Annotated in this window: 16 protein-coding genes and 1 pseudogene; 15 read left to right on the plus strand and 2 right to left on the minus strand. The window is 65.9% G+C overall.

Annotated features, from left to right (window positions below; genetic code table 11):
• Positions 1 to 157 precede the first annotated feature (157 nt).
• The 5 genes from ACVMB0_RS15545 (at position 158) to ACVMB0_RS15565 (ending at position 3,308) form a co-directional block, all read left to right on the plus strand.
• Positions 158 to 1,492 carry a YXWGXW repeat-containing protein gene (locus ACVMB0_RS15545; RefSeq protein ID WP_461346821.1) on the plus strand — a complete coding sequence of 445 codons (1,335 nt, stop codon included), beginning with the start codon at positions 158 to 160 and terminating at the stop codon, positions 1,490 to 1,492.
• A gap of 86 nt (positions 1,493 to 1,578) precedes the next feature.
• A complete protein-coding gene (locus ACVMB0_RS15550; RefSeq protein ID WP_456750018.1) occupies positions 1,579 to 1,761 on the plus strand; it encodes a hypothetical protein in 183 nt (60 codons plus the stop codon).
• 122 nt (positions 1,762 to 1,883) lie between these two features.
• The gene (locus ACVMB0_RS15555; protein WP_461346822.1) at positions 1,884 to 2,786 is read left to right on the plus strand and encodes a DnaJ C-terminal domain-containing protein; all 903 of its coding nucleotides are present in this window, start codon (positions 1,884 to 1,886) and stop codon (positions 2,784 to 2,786) included.
• Positions 2,783 to 3,058: a chaperone modulator CbpM gene (locus tag ACVMB0_RS15560; RefSeq protein ID WP_461346823.1), complete on the plus strand. Its 276-nt coding sequence runs from the start codon at positions 2,783 to 2,785 to the stop codon at positions 3,056 to 3,058. Before ACVMB0_RS15555 ends, ACVMB0_RS15560 begins: the two co-directional genes overlap by 4 nt.
• Positions 3,059 to 3,083: 25 nt before the next feature.
• Positions 3,084 to 3,308: a hypothetical protein gene (locus ACVMB0_RS15565; RefSeq protein WP_461346824.1), complete on the plus strand. Its 225-nt coding sequence runs from the start codon at positions 3,084 to 3,086 to the stop codon at positions 3,306 to 3,308.
• A gap of 62 nt (positions 3,309 to 3,370) precedes the next feature.
• Here the strand turns inward: ACVMB0_RS15565 and ACVMB0_RS15570 are convergent, their stop codons facing one another.
• Together ACVMB0_RS15570 and ybaL are read right to left on the minus strand one after the other, a co-directional pair.
• Positions 3,371 to 3,604 (minus strand): hypothetical protein, encoded by a 234-nt coding sequence (locus ACVMB0_RS15570; RefSeq protein ID WP_456750014.1) that lies wholly within the window; start codon positions 3,602 to 3,604, stop codon positions 3,371 to 3,373.
• Positions 3,605 to 3,664: 60 nt separating this feature from the next.
• Positions 3,665 to 5,401, minus strand: coding sequence for a YbaL family putative K(+) efflux transporter (ybaL, locus tag ACVMB0_RS15575; RefSeq protein WP_461346825.1), 1,737 nt, complete (start codon positions 5,399 to 5,401; stop codon positions 3,665 to 3,667).
• Between the two features lie 114 nt (positions 5,402 to 5,515).
• On the opposite strand from ybaL, the gene ACVMB0_RS15580 reads away from it, so the two are divergent.
• From ACVMB0_RS15580 to ACVMB0_RS15625, 10 genes and pseudogenes are all read left to right on the plus strand, one after another.
• Complete coding sequence (locus tag ACVMB0_RS15580; RefSeq protein WP_461346826.1) at positions 5,516 to 6,181, plus strand: HAD family hydrolase; 666 nt, start codon at positions 5,516 to 5,518, stop codon at positions 6,179 to 6,181.
• An 8-nt stretch (positions 6,182 to 6,189) separates the two neighbouring features.
• Entirely contained in the window at positions 6,190 to 7,143 is a 954-nt protein-coding gene (locus ACVMB0_RS15585) for a sugar-binding transcriptional regulator (protein WP_461346827.1), read from the plus strand.
• 355 nt (positions 7,144 to 7,498) lie between these two features.
• Complete coding sequence (locus ACVMB0_RS15590; protein WP_456750010.1) at positions 7,499 to 8,812, plus strand: ABC transporter substrate-binding protein; 1,314 nt, start codon at positions 7,499 to 7,501, stop codon at positions 8,810 to 8,812.
• A 136-nt stretch (positions 8,813 to 8,948) separates the two neighbouring features.
• Positions 8,949 to 9,821 (plus strand): carbohydrate ABC transporter permease, encoded by an 873-nt coding sequence (locus ACVMB0_RS15595; RefSeq protein WP_456750009.1) that lies wholly within the window; start codon positions 8,949 to 8,951, stop codon positions 9,819 to 9,821.
• A gap of 4 nt (positions 9,822 to 9,825) precedes the next feature.
• A complete protein-coding gene (locus tag ACVMB0_RS15600) occupies positions 9,826 to 10,656 on the plus strand; it encodes a carbohydrate ABC transporter permease (RefSeq protein ID WP_461346828.1) in 831 nt (276 codons plus the stop codon).
• A gap of 15 nt (positions 10,657 to 10,671) precedes the next feature.
• Positions 10,672 to 11,679 carry an ABC transporter ATP-binding protein gene (locus ACVMB0_RS15605; RefSeq protein ID WP_461346829.1) on the plus strand — a complete coding sequence of 336 codons (1,008 nt, stop codon included), beginning with the start codon at positions 10,672 to 10,674 and terminating at the stop codon, positions 11,677 to 11,679.
• 163 nt (positions 11,680 to 11,842) lie between these two features.
• Positions 11,843 to 12,616 carry an SDR family NAD(P)-dependent oxidoreductase gene (locus tag ACVMB0_RS15610; RefSeq protein ID WP_461346830.1) on the plus strand — a complete coding sequence of 258 codons (774 nt, stop codon included), beginning with the start codon at positions 11,843 to 11,845 and terminating at the stop codon, positions 12,614 to 12,616.
• Between the two features lie 118 nt (positions 12,617 to 12,734).
• A pseudogene (locus ACVMB0_RS15615) lies at positions 12,735 to 14,391 on the plus strand (FGGY-family carbohydrate kinase).
• 12 nt (positions 14,392 to 14,403) lie between these two features.
• Complete coding sequence (locus ACVMB0_RS15620) at positions 14,404 to 15,342, plus strand: carbohydrate kinase family protein (protein WP_461346831.1); 939 nt, start codon at positions 14,404 to 14,406, stop codon at positions 15,340 to 15,342.
• An 82-nt stretch (positions 15,343 to 15,424) separates the two neighbouring features.
• Positions 15,425 to 16,855, plus strand: a complete 1,431-nt coding sequence (locus ACVMB0_RS15625) for an amidase (protein ID WP_461346832.1) — start codon at positions 15,425 to 15,427, stop codon at positions 16,853 to 16,855.
• Positions 16,856 to 16,903: the final 48 nt, after the last annotated feature.

The raw sequence follows: 16,903 nt of genomic DNA on the forward strand, positions 1-16,903 counted from the left end.
CGATGAATGGCAGCGTGATTGCGTTTCCGGTTGCATCGACGTGTTTCAGGCTGGTGTAAGGTGAAGGGGCTAGCGATGAAGTGTGTCGGTGCATTGCCGATGCGCGGAACTTTTGTTCCGGTTCTCACGTTGAACGTGCTCATCGAAGAGGCTCCAAATGACCACTCGTTTCCTTTCGACCGTGTCGTGTGCAGCGATTGCCGCGGCGCTGTTCTCAGCGACAGCTGTTCCGGCAATCGCGCAGGATGCGGCATGCGCGCCGGTCTCCGCCGTCGAGACCGCGCCGCCGCCGTTGCCGACCTACGATCAGCCGCCGATTCCCGGTCCTGGCTACATGTGGTCGCCGGGCAATTGGTCGTGGGACGAAGATCGCGGCGATTACTACTGGGTGCCCGGCACCTGGGTGCAGCCGCCGCGGGTCGGTCTGCTGTGGACTCCCGGCTACTGGGGCGCGTTCGGCGGCGGCTTCATCTTCCATCAGGGCTATTGGGGCGATCGTGTCGGCTTCTACGGCGGCATCAATTACGGCTTCGGCTACGGCGGTGCGGGCTATGAAGGCGGCCACTGGGATCACGGCAATTTCTTCTACAATCGCACCGTGAACAATCTCGGGGGTGCGCGGATCACCAACGTCTACGAGAAGAACGTCACGGTCAATCAGACCACCATCAACAACGTCAGCTACAATGGCGGCCGCGGCGGCATCGAGGTACGGCCGACCCCGGCCGAGCGCGCGGTCGCCAAGGAGCAGCACTTCGCGCCGACGCCGTTGCAGCGCAAGCAGGTCGAGACCGCGAGCCAGGATCCGAGCCTGTTCAAGCGTGCCAATAACGGCGTGCCGGCCGTCGGCGCGACGGCGCGGCCCGGCGAGTTGAAGGGACCGGGCGTGGTCCGCGCGCGGCCGGCCGGCGAGGCGGTGCCTGCCACCGCTGCAAAGCCGGCTCCCGCAGAGCCGGCGCGGCCGGGCGCTCCAGGTGCACCGGCACCGGCTGAATCGCACGCGCTTCCGGTCCCCGGGAAGGAGGCTCCGGCGGTGCACCCGCAAGCTCAGGAGAACAAACCGGCGGTCGAGGAGAAGCGCGCAGCGCCTGCGCCCGAGACCAAGGTCGAGCCGCGGTCTGCGCCGACTGAGTCCCATGCGCTACCGGTTCCCGGCAAGGAAGTTCCGGCGGCGCATCCTTCAGCTCAGGAGAACAGGCCCGCAGTCGAGGAAAAGCGCGCAGCGCCTGCCGCCGAGCCGAAGGCCGAGCCGCGTCCCGCAACGGAAGCGGCGCGTCCTGCCGCACCGGAGGTCCGCAAGGAAGAGCCGCGGGCCGAGCCCCGACCGGAGCCTGCCGCAAGGTCGGAAGCGCGGCCGGAAACGGCTGCACGCCCTGAGCCACATCCGCAGCCGGCGGCACGACCGGAGCCGCACGTTCAGGCCGCACCGCATGTCCAGGCGCCGCCGCATGCCGCTCCTCATCCCGCAGAGGAGAAGCGGCCGGAGCATTAGGGTCGGATCGCGCTCCGCTGGCCCGTTCCGGCGGAGCGCGGTATCTTCTCTGCCCGCGCGCAAGCGATCATCGCTGGAGGTCGGTCATGGCACAGAGTCACGGTGGCAGCGGACAACTTGACGATGGAAAGCCTCGCCTCAGCGAGGATGATATGCAGCGCGCCCTGCTCGGTCCGCGGGGTGTGCCCGGCAAAGCGGATACCGCCAAGATGACGCCGCAGCAGCAAAAGAACATGCCGAACTATCTGGATCCCGGACATACGTCTTAACGCGGCAGTGACATGTGCGTGCTGCGCCGCCCAGCGCCGGGCGGCGCGTCAGCGCACTTGCAAATCGCCTGCTTTTGCGCCCTCATGACTGCAGGTGCACTCACGGTGTTGCGGAGCAGGTTGTGAGAAATCCGTACGAGATTCTTGGCGTTGCGCCCGCGGCATCTGCGGCCGATATCCAGAAGGCCTATCGCAAGCTCGCGAAGAAACTGCATCCGGATCTCAATCCGGGTGACAAGGCGGCCGAAGAGAAATTCAAGGAAGTCGCCGCGGCGAACGATCTGCTCTCGGATCCCGACAAGCGCAAGCGCTTCGACGCCGGCGAGATCGACGCTGATGGCACCGAGCGGCCGCAGCATCGCTACTATCGCGATTTCGCCACCGCGGGCGAGGGGCATCCCTATGCCGACAGTTCCGGCTACGCCGACTATATGGACCAGGACGACGCATTCGCCGAGCTGCTCCGGCGCAGCGAGCAGGCGCGTGCCAACCGGCGCGGCCGCGACCTGCATTACAGCCTTGCGATCGACTTCGCGGAATCGATCACCGGCGCAAGCAAGCGCCTGACGCTGCCCGATGGCGGCACGCTCGACGTGACGATCCCGCCGGGCCTCGTCGACGGACAAATCATTCGCCTGCGCGGCAAGGGCATGCCGGGCAGCGGCAAGGGCGGTCCCGGCGATGCGCTGATCGAGGTCGAGGTGCGCCCCGATCCGCGCTTCACCCGCGACGGTGACGACATCTCGCTGGAATTGCCGATCTCGCTGTCCGAGGCCGTGCTCGGCGGCAAGGTCAACGTTCCGACGCCGACCGGCGCCGTGACCATGACGGTGCCGAAGGGCTCCAACACCGGAACCACGATGCGGTTGCGCGGCAAGGGCGCGCCCAAGGTCGGTGGTGGACACGGCGATGAGTTCGTCAAGCTCAAAGTGGTCCTGCCCAAGGGACCCGATCCGGCGCTCGAGGCCTTTGTGTCGAACTGGGATCGCAAGGCGTTCAATCCGCGCGACGATGGTGCATCATGAACAAGCAGCAATTCCTCATCGATGCGGGTCTCGAGGTGCAGACCCTGGAGTTCTGGATCGAGCAGCAATGGCTGGTTCCCGAGGAGACCGCGCAGGAGATCAGCTTCTCCGCCGCCGACGTGGCGCGTGCGCATCTGATCCGGGATCTAAAGGGGGATTTCGGCGTCAACGACGAGGGGATCGACGTCATCCTGCATCTGGTGGATCAGTTGCACGGGCTGCGCCGTGCGTTCGAAGCGTTGCACAGGGATATTGCGTCACCATCGCGCTAGCTGTCTCGCGAACTGGGAGACCATCATGACCGACAAGCCGACGCCGCTGGCCCATGGCGAGATCGACGTTCTGATTTTGCAGGCGCTGGTGCGCAAGCTGATCGCGAAGGGTGTGCTGACACAAGACGACGTCCGCTCGATGCTGTTCGAGGCTGCCAAGAATCTCGATCTGGTCGGCAGCGAGCTGACAACGGAAGCGGCCAACATCATCGTGCAGGAAGATCTGGCGCCGGCGTTCCTTGGCGGCTAGAGCATGATCCGGAAAAGTGGAAGCCGCTTTTCCGAAAAGATCATGCTCAAACAAAGAGTCTCTCAGGTCTGACCGCCGCGGGTGGAGACCAGCCGGATCTGCGTGATCTGGTCGGCATTGCCGGCGAGATAGGCCTGCGCGTCGCGCACCAGCCGCTCCACTGCGGCGGCGTCGTAGCCCGGATGGCGGGTGTTCAGATGCAAGTCGGTCTCGATCTGCATCGCATTGGTGGTGCCGTCCTTGCCGATCTCGATCGAGAACGACACCAGCGAAACGTGCGGGCTCTTGAATGCCATGTCCTGATCTCCATTGATCCCGCGCGCGACGCGGGCCCGCCCCTTCGACCGGTCCTTGTGTCAGGCTGCCGAGTCTTCCCGGGTCGCCTGCGCATGATGCGGGGCAACAGCCGGATGTCTCCGGTCGAGCTCCTCGATCATGCCTCGAGCGATCTCGCGCTCGCCCATGATGACGATGTCGGCCCCGAGCCCTTTCAGGTGATCGACTTCCGCGTCGGAATGCGCGCGCGCGATGATCTGGATCGCGGGATTGGCGGCGCGCGCCTGCTCGACGATCTGTCCGGCCTCGAACGCTTCGGGGATCGCGATCACCAGCGATCGCGCGCCGGCCGGATTGGTCGCACGCAGTACGCTGGCGCGCACGGCGTTGCCCATCAGGGCTTCGATGCCGCGCTGCTTGAGCTTTGCGACCATGTCGTCGGACGCCTCGACCGCGAGGAACGGCGCGTTGCGCTGATGCAGGGCGTCGCCGACGATGCTGCCGACCCGGCCGTAGCCGACCAGGATGGTGTGATTCTGCAAGTTGGTGACCGGGATCGGCTCGGCGGTTGCGGCGGTCGGCGAGGCGGCCTGCGGCTGCTCCAGCCGCGACGTCAGCCAGTCGACCACCGCGAACACCAGCGGGTTGAGCATGATCGAGAAGATCGCGCCCGCCAGGATCAGATCGCGGCCCGCCTTCGGCAGCAGGTTGAGCGCGACGCCGAGCTCAGCGAGGATGAAGGAGAATTCGCCGATCTGGGCGAGGCTCGCCGAGATCATCAGGGCGGTTGCCATCGGGTGACGGAACAGCACGACGATCAACAGCGCGGCGAGCGACTTGCCGACCACGATGACGAACAGCGTCGCGACGAACGGCCAGGGCTCGCGCACCACGCTGAGCGGATCGAACAGCATGCCGACGGAGACGAAGAACAGCACCGCGAAGGCGTCGCGCAGCGGCAAGGTCTCCTGGGCGGCGCGCTGGCTCAGCGGCGATTCGCGCAGCATCATGCCGGCGAAGAACGCGCCCAGCGCCAGCGAGACCCCGAACAGCTTGGTCGCGCCGAACGCGATGCAGAGCGCGATCGCGAGCACCGTCAGCCGGAACAGCTCACGCGAGCCGGTATGCGCGATGTAGTGCAGCACCCATGGGATCAGTCGGCGTCCGACCACCAGCATCAGCGCGATGAACAAGGCGATCTTGATCAGCGTCAGCACCAGAACGCCGGTCAGGCCGAGTCCGAAGCGGGCGGCAAGCGGGTCGGAGGTGAGCGCCGCACCATCGCCGCCGCCCTGGAAGCTCGCCACCGCCGGGAACAGCACCAGCGCCAGCACCATCGCGAGATCCTCGACGATCAGCCAGCCGACCGCGATCTTGCCGCGCTCGGTGTCCATCAGTCGGCGCTCCTGCAGCGCGCGCAACAGCACGACGGTACTTGCGACCGACAATGCCAATCCGAACACCAGGCCCGCGCCGACGGTCCAGCCCATCAGCAAGGCGAGAGCGAGGCCCATCAGCGTCGCGACCGTGATCTGCGCGACCGCGCCGGGCACCGCGATCTTGCGCACCGACAGCAGGTCGTTCAGCGAGAAATGCAGGCCGACGCCGAACATCAGCAGGATGATACCGAGCTCCGCGAGCTCGGTTGCCAGCGCCTGATCGGCGACGAAGCCGGGCGTGAATGGCCCGACGGCGACGCCCGCGAGCAGATAACCGACCAGTGGCGGAACCCGGAAGCGCTGGACGATGGTCCCGAAGATGAAAGCCAATCCGAGGCCCGCGACGACAGTCGCGATCAGAGGTGTGTCATGCGGCATTTCGCCTTGTCGCACAGCATGGTTGGCGGTGCACCGCGACCATTTGAGGCGCGGCATCGCACCACGGAACTGTGATCTATTGCTCATGACGTGAGCATATGATCTCATGCCGGGATGGATCCGCGGCTCCCGGACACCGATCTGGTCATCTTCGACTGCGACGGCGTGCTCGTCGACAGCGAGGCATTGAGCTGCCGCTGTCTCGCCGAGGCGATGGTCCGGGCCGGCATCGCGATGACGACCGAGCGGGCGCTAGAACTCTTTCTCGGACGCAGCACCTCCGCCCTGCTTGAGTATTGCCGTGACGTGGGCGAGCCGTTGCCGGAAAATTTCCTACCCGATCTGGCGGTCCAGGTCCGCGAGACGTTCCGCTCCCAGCTCAAGCCGATCGCGGGCGTCGCGGCGGTGCTCGCACAACTGCGGCTGCCGTATTGCGTCGCCTCGTCGAGTGACCTCGCGCGGGTGAAATACTCGCTGGAGCTGACTGGTCTTGCCGCAAGCTTCGGGCCGCGGCTCTACACAGCGCAGATGGTCAGGCACGGCAAGCCGGCGCCGGATCTGTTCCTGCATGCGGCGAGCGCGATGGGCGCCGACCCCGGCCGCACGCTTGTGATCGAGGACAGCGTGAGCGGGGTGACCGCGGCGAAGGCCGCGGGCATGAAAGTGTGGGGATTCGTCGGCGGCACCCACTATCGGTTGACGGACGGCAATGCTCTGCTGCGGCAGGCCGGGGCGGATCGAATCTTCGCCGCGATGACGGATTTCTGGATCAAAGGCTGACACGGACGATGGCTGCGCCCGACAACGAAAAGTCTCGCCTCGACGACGCGGCGCGCGCCGGCTGGCTGTATTTCATCGCCGGCCACACCCAGGATGAAATTGCAAAGATGCTTCAGGTGTCGCGTGCCTCGGCGCAGCGCCTGGTGTCGCTGTGTTTGGCCGAGCGGCTGATCACGTTTCGTCTCGAACATCCGATTGCGGCCTGCATGGAGCTCGCCTCGCGGCTGAAGGCGCGGTTCGACCTGGTGCATTGCGACGTGGTGCCGACGGACCCGGCGGCGCCGCTGTCGAATGCGGGGATTGCTGAGCGCAGCGCCAATCTGCTGGAGACGACGCTGCGCTCGGTGACGCCGGTCATCGTTGCGCTCGGCACCGGCCGCGCGGTGCGCGCCGCGGTCGAGCGGGTCTCGCCGATCGAGCGGCCCGACCACCAGATCGTCTCGCTGGTGGGCAACATCTCCGCCGACGGCTCGGCGAGCTTTTACGACACGGTGGGTCGGCTTGCCGACCGCACCGGCGCACGACATTACCCGATGCCGCTGCCGTTCCTGATGTCGAGCGAGGACGAGCGCAACCGCATGGTGCGCATCGACCCGATCGCGCGGGTGAGGGCGGTCGCCGCCAAGGCCGATCTCAGGCTGATCGGGATAGGCCAGATGGACCAGAAGGCCCAGGTCCATGTCGACGGCTTCGTCACCCGCGAGGAGCTCTTGGAGATGATGCGGCTCGGCGCGGTCGGTGAGGTGACCGGCTGGGCCTATGACGCCAAGGGCCGCCTGATCAAGGGTGGCACCAACAAGCGGCTGACCAGCATTCCGCCGCAGGTCCCTGCGGTCTCGACCACGATCGCGGCCGCCGTCGGCATCGCCAAGGTGCCGTCGATCAAGGCCGCACTGGCGGGCCGGGTGATCAACGGCCTGATCACCGATGAGGCCACGGCGCGCGCGGTGCTGGATCGCTAGGGCTGGATAGTTCGAGTCGAGCAGCGCGCCGCTTCACCTCGCCCCGCTTGCGGTCGGAATGCATCGCCAGATGGCATTCCGGGTGAGGGGGACTCTCCACGTACTCGTCTGCTTTCGTATGCGCGGAGAAAGCCCCTCACCCCAGCCCTCTCCCCGTAAGAACGGGGCGAGGGGGCGCAGTCCCGTCGCGGTCACCAATCGCTCTCTTCGCTCCTGCAAAAACTCCATTCCAGCGTGCCGCGGAACCCGCAATCGTGCGGGACGGCGCAGCCGCGCGCTTGACAAAATTTGGCGACAGGATGAACATACGCTCAACACGTGGGCATATGCTCAACGTGGCATAAGGGAGGTCACCTTGAAAAACGTCCTTTGCGCCGTTGCGGGCGCGGCCAGTCTTTTGATCTCTGCCCCCTCGATCGCCCAGACCACGCTGACGGTTGCGACCGTCAACAATGGCGACATGATCCGCATGCAGGGGCTCACCAGCGAATTCACCGCGAAGAATCCCGACATCACCGTGAAATGGGTGACGCTCGAGGAAAACGTGCTGCGCCAGCGCGTGACCACCGATATCGCCACCAAGGGCGGCCAGTTCGACGTGCTCACCATCGGCACCTATGAGGTGCCGATCTGGGCCAAGAAGAGCTGGCTGGTGCCGCTCGACAAGCTCGGCGCCGATTACGACGTCAATGACCTGCTGCCGAAGATCAGGGACGCGGTCTCGGTCGACGGCAAGCTCTATGCCGCGCCGTTCTACGGCGAGAGCTCGATGGTGATGTACCGCACCGACCTGTTCGACAAGGTCGGCCTGAAGATGCCGGAGAGCCCGACCTGGGACTTCGTCATCGACGCCGCCAAGAAGCTGACCGACAAGTCGGCCGGCGTCTATGGCATCTGCCTGCGCGGCAAGGCCGGCTGGGGCGAGAACATGGCGTTCCTGACCGCGATGTCCAATTCGTTCGGCGCGCGCTGGTTCGACGAGAAGTGGGAGCCGCAGTTCAATTCGCCGGAATGGAAGAAGACGCTCACGACCTATGTCGACCTGATGAAGCAGGCCGGCCCTCCCGGCGCCTCCTCGAACGGCTTCAACGAGAACCTCGCTTTGTTCAACGCCGGCAAATGCGCGATGTGGATCGACGCCACGGTGGCGGCGTCATTCGTGACCAACCCGGCGCAGTCCACGGTCGCCGGCAAGGTCGGCTTTGCGCTGGCGCCGAACACCGGTCTTGGCAAGAACGCCAATTGGCTGTGGGCGTGGAGCCTGGCGATCCCCGCCGGCTCGAAGAAGGTTGAAGCGGCCGAGAAGTTCATCGCCTGGGCGACCAGCAAGGATTATTCCAAGCTCGTCGCGTCCAAGGAAGGCTGGTCCAACGTGCCTCCGGGAACACGGACCTCGCTGTACCAGAATCCCGAATATCTGAAGGCGGCGCCGTTCGCCAAGATGACCTTGGCCTCAATCGATGCGGCTGATCCGAGCCACCCGACCGTGAAGCCGGTGCCCTATGTCGGCGTGCAGTATGCGGCGATCCCCGAATTCCAGGGCATCGGCACCCAGGTCGGCCAGCAATTCTCGGCCGCGCTGTCCGGCTCGACCACAGTCGATGCTGCGCTGTCAGCTGCGCAGTCCGCCACCGAGCGCGAGATGAAGCGCGCAGGCTACATCAAGTAGTCCACGCGATCCGATCGCCAGGGCGTGTCAAAACACCCTGGCCGCCGACCAGCTTAGACCTCCCGAGCTGGATCACTTGCGACCATCCTGTCCCGCAGCGGGATGGTCGCTCCTTTCCCTAGAGAAGGAGGCGGGGATGGCGACCCAGCAGACCCAACTGCTCGCACGCACGCTGCTCACGCCCGCGGTGGCGCTGCTGTTCATCTGGATGATCGTGCCGCTGGCGCTCACGATCTATTTCGCGACCCTGCATTACAATCTGCTCGATCCGGGCTCCGAATCCTTCGTCGGGCTGGAGAACTTCCGCTACTTCCTGACCGATCCGGCGTTCCTCGCCTCGCTGCAGAACACGCTGGTGCTGGTCGGCTCGGTGCTCGCGATCACGATCGTCTTCGGCGTGCCGCTGGCGCTATTGCTCGACCAGCAGGTGGTCGGGCTCTCGATCGTCCGCCTGATGGTGATCGCGCCGTTCTTCGTGATGCCAACGGTGAGCGCGCTGGTCTGGAAGAACCTGCTGATGCATCCGGTGTCCGGCCTGTTCGCCTGGATCGCGCATCTGTTCGGCCTGCCGGCGATCGACTGGTTCAACGACGCGCCGCTGTTCTCGGTGATCCTGATCATCTCCTGGCAGTGGCTGCCGTTCGCGACCCTGATCCTCCTGACCGCGCTGCAATCGCTCGACGAGGAGCAGAAGGAGGCGGCCGAGATGGACGGCGCAAGCGCGATCTCGACCTTCATCTACATCACGCTGCCGCACCTGGCGCGCCCGATCACCGTGGTGATCCTGATCGAGACCATCTTCCTGCTCACGGTGTTCGCGGAGATCTTCGTCACCACCGGCGGCGGCCCCGGCCTGCAGACCACCAACATCGCCTTCCTGATCTATTCGCAGGCGCTGATCCAGTACGACGTCGGCAGCGCCTCGGCGGGCGGTCTGGTTGCGGTGGTGCTCGCCAACATCGTCGCGTTCTTCCTCGTTCGCATCGTCGGCCGGAATCTGGAGGCGTAACGTCATGGCACGGATGGTCACGACACGACGCAAGGTGATCTCGACGGCGGCGGCCTGGCTGGTCGGCTTCCTGATCTTCTTCCCGATCCTCTGGATGGTGCTGGCGAGCTTCAAGACCGAGCTCGAGGCGTTTGCGATCCCGCCGTCATTCCTGTTCTTCCACTGGACCACGGAGAACTACGTCACCGTGCAGGAGCGCAGCGATTATTTCCACCACGCGCTCAACTCGATCATCATCGCCGGCGGCTCGACCTTGATCGCGATGCTGATCGCGATCCCGGCGGCGTGGTCGATGGCGTTCTCGCCGACCAAGCGCACCAAGGACGTGCTGCTCTGGATGCTCTCCACCAAGATGATGCCGCCGGTCGGCGTGCTGGTGCCGATCTACCTGATCTTCCGCTCCGTCGGCCTGCTCGACACCCGCACCGGCCTGATCTTCATCCTGTGCCTCGGCAATCTGCCGATCGTGATCTGGATGCTGTTCACCTATTTCAAGGAGATCCCGAAGGACATCCTCGAGGCGGCGCGGATGGACGGCGCCACGATCGGGCGCGAGCTGATCTACGTGCTGACGCCGATGGCCGTGCCGGGCCTGGCCTCGACGCTGCTGCTCAACCTGATCCTGGCCTGGAACGAGGCGTTCTGGACCCTCAATCTGTCGACGCTCGAGGCCGCGCCGCTCACCGTGTTCATCGCATCCTATTCGAGCCCCGAAGGATTGTTCTGGGCGAAACTGTCGGCGGCGTCGACGCTCGCGATCGCGCCCATTCTCGTGCTCGGCTGGTTCAGTCAGCGGCAGCTCGTCCGCGGCCTGACCTTCGGCGCGGTCAAGTAGCAGAAAGGCTTTTCCATGGGTCAGATTACGCTGCAGGGTGTGCAAAAATCATTCGGGCCGGTCCACATCATCAAGGGCGCCGACCTCGACATCGCCGACGGCTCCTTCGTCGTGTTCGTCGGTCCGTCGGGCTGCGGCAAGACAACGTTGCTGCGGCTGATCGCGGGGCTGGAGGACGTCACCGGCGGCGCCATCCTGATCGACGGCCGCAATGTGGTCGACGTGCCGCCGGCCAAGCGCGGGCTGTCGACGGTGTTCCAGTCCTACGCGCTCTATCCGCATATGAGCGTGCGCGGCAACATCGCATTCGGCCTGAAGATGGCGGGCATCGCCAAGGACGAGATCAACCGCAAGGTCGAGGCCGCCGCGGCCACGCTCAACCTGACGCCCTATCTCGAGCGCAAGCCGCGCGAGCTGTCCGGCGGCCAGCGCCAGCGCGTCGCGATCGGGCGCGCGATCGTGCGCGAGCCAAAGGCGTTCCTGTTCGACGAGCCGCTGTCGAACCTCGACGCCGCGCTGCGGGTGCAGATGCGGCTCGAGGTGACGCGCTTGCAGAAACAGCTCGGCACCACGGCGATCTACGTCACCCACGACCAGGTCGAGGCGATGACCATGGCCGACAAGATCGTGGTGCTGAACGGCGGCAAGATCGAGCAATACGGCTCGCCGCTGGAGCTCTATGAGAAGCCGGCAAATTTATTTGTCGCCGGTTTCATCGGCTCGCCGAAGATGAACTTCGTCACCGGCGACCTCGCTAAGCAGCAGGGCGCGACCACCATTGGCGTGCGGCCCGAGCATCTGAAGGTCGAGCGCGACGGGCAGGGCGGCTGGCACGGCACTGTCTCGGTCGCCGAGCATCTCGGCAGCGACACCTTCCTCTATGTCGATGCCGGGCCGCAGGGCATGCTGACCGCGCGCTATGTCGGCGAGCTCGACCTGCATCCGGGCGACAAGGTGTCGCTGATCCCGGATCCGGCGCGCATCCATCGTTTCGACGACAGCGGTAAATCGATCCGCGCCTAGGGCATGATCCGGACCCGGAGGGCCGCGTCAGCGCAAAATATGAAGCGGTTTTCCGAACAGATCATGCCCAAAAAAAGAAGCACGGACGATCTCCGCCGTCGATCTCGCTCTGGCCGGGGCGGCACACCCGCGACATGCGGGCTCTAGGCAAAGGAAGAAGAAAATGTATCTCGAGAAATTCAAGCTCGGCGGCAAGACCGCCATCATCACCGGCGCCGGTCAGGGCATCGGGCTCGCCTGCGCCGAAGCGCTGGCGGAAGCCGGCGCCAAGGTCATCATCGGCGACCGCGACGCCAAGGTTGCTAATGACGCGCAGGCGGCGCTGAAGGCGAAGGGTTTTGACGCCGATATCGCGCTGATGGATGTGACGGATTCCGGCCGCGTCGCCGCGGTCGCCGACGAACTGGTGCGCAAATATGGCAAGGTCGACATCCTGGTCAACAATGCCGGCATCGCGCGCAGCGAGACGCCGGCGGAGACCGTGACCGACGAGCACTGGCTCAACGTCATCGACGTGAACCTCAACGGCACCTTCTGGTGCTGCCGCGCCTTCGGCAATCACATGCTGAAGGCCAAATCCGGCACCATCGTCAATGTCGGCTCGATGTCCGGCTTCATCGTCAACAAGCCGCAGGAGCAGTGCTTCTACAACGCCTCCAAGGCCGCGGTGCACCATCTCACCAAATCGCTCGCGGCCGAATGGGGCGCGCGCGGGGTCCGCGTCAACGCGGTGGCGCCGACCTATATCGAGACGCCGCTGAACGCCTTCGTGAAGAACAGCCCCAAAATGTACGACGCCTGGATTGGTGGAACCCCGATGGCCCGGATGGGGCAGGTCGACGAGATCGCCTCCGTGGTCCTGTTCCTGGCCTCCGATGCGGCGAGCCTGATGACCGGAAGCATCGTTCTGGTCGATGGCGGTTACACTTGCTGGTAGGCTCGCGCCGACGCATGATCCGGAAAAGTGGGGACCGGTTTTCCGGATCATGCTGACACAGAAAGTAAGAGCGCGATGACGTTTCCAAGACACGTCGTCACGCTCCGACGGAGCGGACATGCGGCAAGCCTATATCGGGGTGGACGTCGGAAGCACCAGCGCCCGCGCCGGCGTCTTCGACGAGGCCGGCAAGCTGTTGGGCTCGGCCCGGCATCCGATCCGGGTCTGGCACGAGGGTGGCGATATCGTCGAGCAATCCTCCGATGACATCTGGGTGGCCTGCGTCGCCTCCGTCCGTAGTGCGATGCAGGAGGCCGCGGTTGCAGCCGAACACGTCAAGGGCATCGGATTTGACGCGACCTGCTCGCTGGTCGTGCTCGACCGGGCAGGCCGGCCGCTGACCGTCAGCCCGTCCGGCGATCCCGCGCGCAATGTCGTGGTCTGGATGGATCACCGCGCGATGGACGAGACCGAATTCGTCAACGCGACCGGCGACAAGGTGTTGCGCTATGTCGGCGGCGCCATCTCGCCGGAGATGGAGATCCCGAAGATACTCTGGCTGAAGCGGCATCTGCCGGCGACCTTCGACGCCGCTGGGCACTTCTTTGATCTCGCCGACTATCTCTCGTTCCGCGCCAGTGGCTCGCTGGCGCGCTCGACCTGCACGGTCACCTGCAAATGGACCTATGTCGCGGGCGATGGCGGCTGGAGCGAGCCCTTCCTCCAGCGCGTCGGGCTCGATGCGCTCGCCGCTGATCGCTTTGCCCGCATCGGCAACGAGATCGTGCCGCCCGGCTCGCCACTCGGCCGCGGGCTGTCCGAGGATGCCGCGCGCGATCTCGCCCTGATGCCGGGGACAGCGGTCGGCGCCTCGCTGATCGATGCCCATGCCGGCGGCGTCGGCGCGATCGGCGGGCGTGATGGTTCCGGCGCCGAGGTCGATGTCTGCCAGCGGCTGGCCTACATCATGGGAACGTCGGCCTGCATCATGGCGACCACCGTCGAGCCCTGCTTCGTGCCCGGCGTCTGGGGGCCGTATTTCGAAGGCATGGTGCCGGGCTTCTGGCTGAACGAGGGCGGCCAGTCCGCCGCCGGCGCCGCGATCGATCATCTGCTCAAGTCGCACCCGGCGCATGCCGAGGTTTCGGCCGCGGCCAAGACCGATGGCGTCGACGTCATCGAATACCTCGAGAAGCGCATTCTGGCGCGCAGCGGCAGCGCCGGCGCGGCCGCGCTGCTCGCGCGCAACGTTCACGTGCTGCCGGAATTCCTCGGCAACCGCTCGCCCTATGCCGATCCCGGCTCGCGCGCCGTGATCGCCGGGCTCGATCTCGACACCGACGTGTCGGCGCTGGAGCGGCTGTTCGTCGCCGGCCTGTGCGGGCTGGCCTATGGCCTCGCCGACGTCATCGAGGCCTTGCAGGCCCATGGCGTCGACGGCAAGACCATCGTGATCGGCGGCGGCGCCAGCCGCAGTCCATTGGTCCGCCAGATCATGGCCGACACGACGGGCTACACGGTGGCGTTGCCGCAAACCCAAGAACCCGTATTGCTCGGCGCCGCGATGCTGGGCGCGGTCGCCAGCGGCGCGCATAATTCGATCAACGCGGCGATGGCCGGCATGTCGGCGCTCGGGCGGCTGAGCGAACCGACCAAGCCCGAGCTTGCCGATTTCCACCGGAAGCCGGAAGCGCGGCGTGCACAGGATGCTGCGGCAGCTCGATCACGACAGCCGCGAGGCGATGAAGCAGGCGCCCGGCGAGGCGCCGACTTAGGGTGTTTGTTCTATGCTGCTGAGCTGCGGAGATGCGCTGATCGATTTCCTGCCGTCGCGGACGGCGGATGGACACGAGGCCCTGACGCCCGCGGTCGGCGGATCCTGCCTCAACATCGCAATCGGCAGCGCCCGGCTCGACGTTCCCACCGGCTTTGTCGGCGGCATCTCGACCGACACGTTCGGCCGGATGATCGCCGATCACGCCACGGCGTCAGGTGTCGATCTCGGCCGCGCGGTACGCAGTGATCACCAGGCGACGCTGGCATTTGCTCGTGTGACAGGAACCGAGACGCAATACGCCTTCTATGATGCTGACACCGCATCCCGGAACTGGACCTACCGGCGCGAGACGGTCGCGCTTGACGGCGTGACGTGCGTCCACACCGGCTCGACCACGCTGGTCCATGACAAGGGAGCGGCCGAGACGCTGGCCTTCATCGACGACGCGCGTTCCAATGTGACGATTGCGCTCGATCCGAACTGCCGGCCGAATTTGGTCAAGGATAAGGGCGCCTATCGCACACGCATGCTGGCGTTCTGCGGCAAGGCGGACATCGTGAAAATGTCCGACGTCGATTTTGCGTACCTCTTCAGTGATGAGACCTATGCGGCACGGGCCGAGGCGCTGCTGTCGGGTGGCGCATCGCTCGTCGTCATCACGCGCGGCAATGATGGCGCTTTGGCCTGGCATCGCGAGGCAGGATCGCTTGAGGTCAAGGCACCGGTGGTGACGGTCGTGGATACGATCGGTGCCGGGGATAGCTTCCAGGCGGCGCTGCTCGCCGCGTTGCATCGGCTGGACCGGATCGCGCGGCAGCGACTGCGCGAGGTCTCTGCGGCCGAGCTCACCCGCGCGCTGTCCTTTGCCTGCACATGCGCCGCCTTCACCTGCACGCGCGCGGGGGCCGATCCGCCGCGGAGCCGGGAGTTGCCCGTAGGCACCTGGTAAGCCATGCGCCCGGAGCGATGGACTTGCTCCACGAGGCACGGCACGATGTCGTCATCGAAGATCGATGCGAGCCCGTGCCGGAATGAGCGACGACCTGTGCCTGCTATCAGCCGTTGAACTTCGCGCCCGGATCGCCCGCAAGGACGTGTCTCCCGTCGAGGTCACGGCTGCGGTGCTGGCCCGTGCCGAGCGGCTGCAGCCCGAACTGAACTGCTTCATCACGCTGTGCGGCGACGAAGCGATGGCGCAAGCCAAAATCGCCGAGCGTCAGGTCATGGCCGGCGAGCCGCTCGGCCTGCTGCACGGCATCCCCTTCACCGTGAAGGACATCGTCAGCACCAGGGGCGTGCGCACGACGTTCGGCGCGGTGCCGTACAAGGACAACGTGCCGGACCATGATGCCGTGGCGGTGGCCAGGCTCCGTGCGCAGGGCGGCATATTGATCGGCAAGACCACGACGCCGGAGTTCGGCAGCAAGTGCCTGACCGACTCGCCGCTGTTCGGCCGCACCCGCAATGCGTGGAGCGCCGAGCGCTCGAGCGGCGGCTCCAGCGGCGGCGCGGCGGTCGCGGTCGCAAGCGGCATCGCGCCGCTGGCGGTTGCGACCGACGGCGGCGGCTCGACCCGGATTCCCGCGGCCTGCAACGGCGTAGTCGGGATCAAGCAGAGCAACGGCGTGGTCCCGCACAGCCAGGTGCAGGACGCTTTCGGCAACCAGACCTATGTCACGCCGACCACACGCACCGTCGCCGACACCGCGCTGATGATGCAGGCGATGGCGGGCGAGGATGCATCCGATCCCTGGTCGATCGGCGTGCCGGTGCCCGACTATCTCGCCGTTGCCGCGCCGCGCGGCGATCTCCGCGGCAGGCGGGTGCTGTTCTGCCTGTCGCCGCCGCGGCGGCCGGTGACCGCGGATGTCGCAGCAGCGTTCCGGTCGAGCCTCGACCGGCTGGCCGGCCTCGGCGCCGAGCTCGAGGAGTTCTCCGGCGAGGGCTTTGACATCGAGCCGATCTGGCGCGCCATCAATCACACCGTCTGGCGCACCCGGTTCGAGACACTGGCCGCCGATCATCCCAACGATCTCAGCCCAACCTTCCTGAAACAGCTCGCGCTTGCCGCCAAGGTGAGCGGTGTCGATTACCAGCAGGCAATGTTCGACCGCACCGCGCTGTTTCGCCGGGTGCAGTCGCTGCTCGCGCGCGGCGACCTCCTGGCGATGCCGACCCTGACCCGCACGGCGCTGCCGATCGACCAGGATCTGTTCGGCGGCATCGATATCGATGGGCAGAGCTTCGACAGCGTGCGGCCGCACTGGTTTCCCTGGACCATGCTGTTCAACATGACCGGACATCCCGCAGTCAGTATCCCCGCAGGCTTCGGCCGCGACGGCCTGCCGGTCGGCCTGCATCTGGTCGGCCGCTTCCGGGCCGATGCGGAACTGCTGCGTGTCGCGGCGCTGTTCGAAGAGGCGAGCGATCTGCTCGGGCGCTGGCCGGCCGTCGCGTCGTGAACGGCGCGGCGAAGGGCTTGCATTCACTCGCGAACATGGTGAAACCTG

The organism is Bradyrhizobium sp. USDA 4451 (assembly GCF_054822585.1).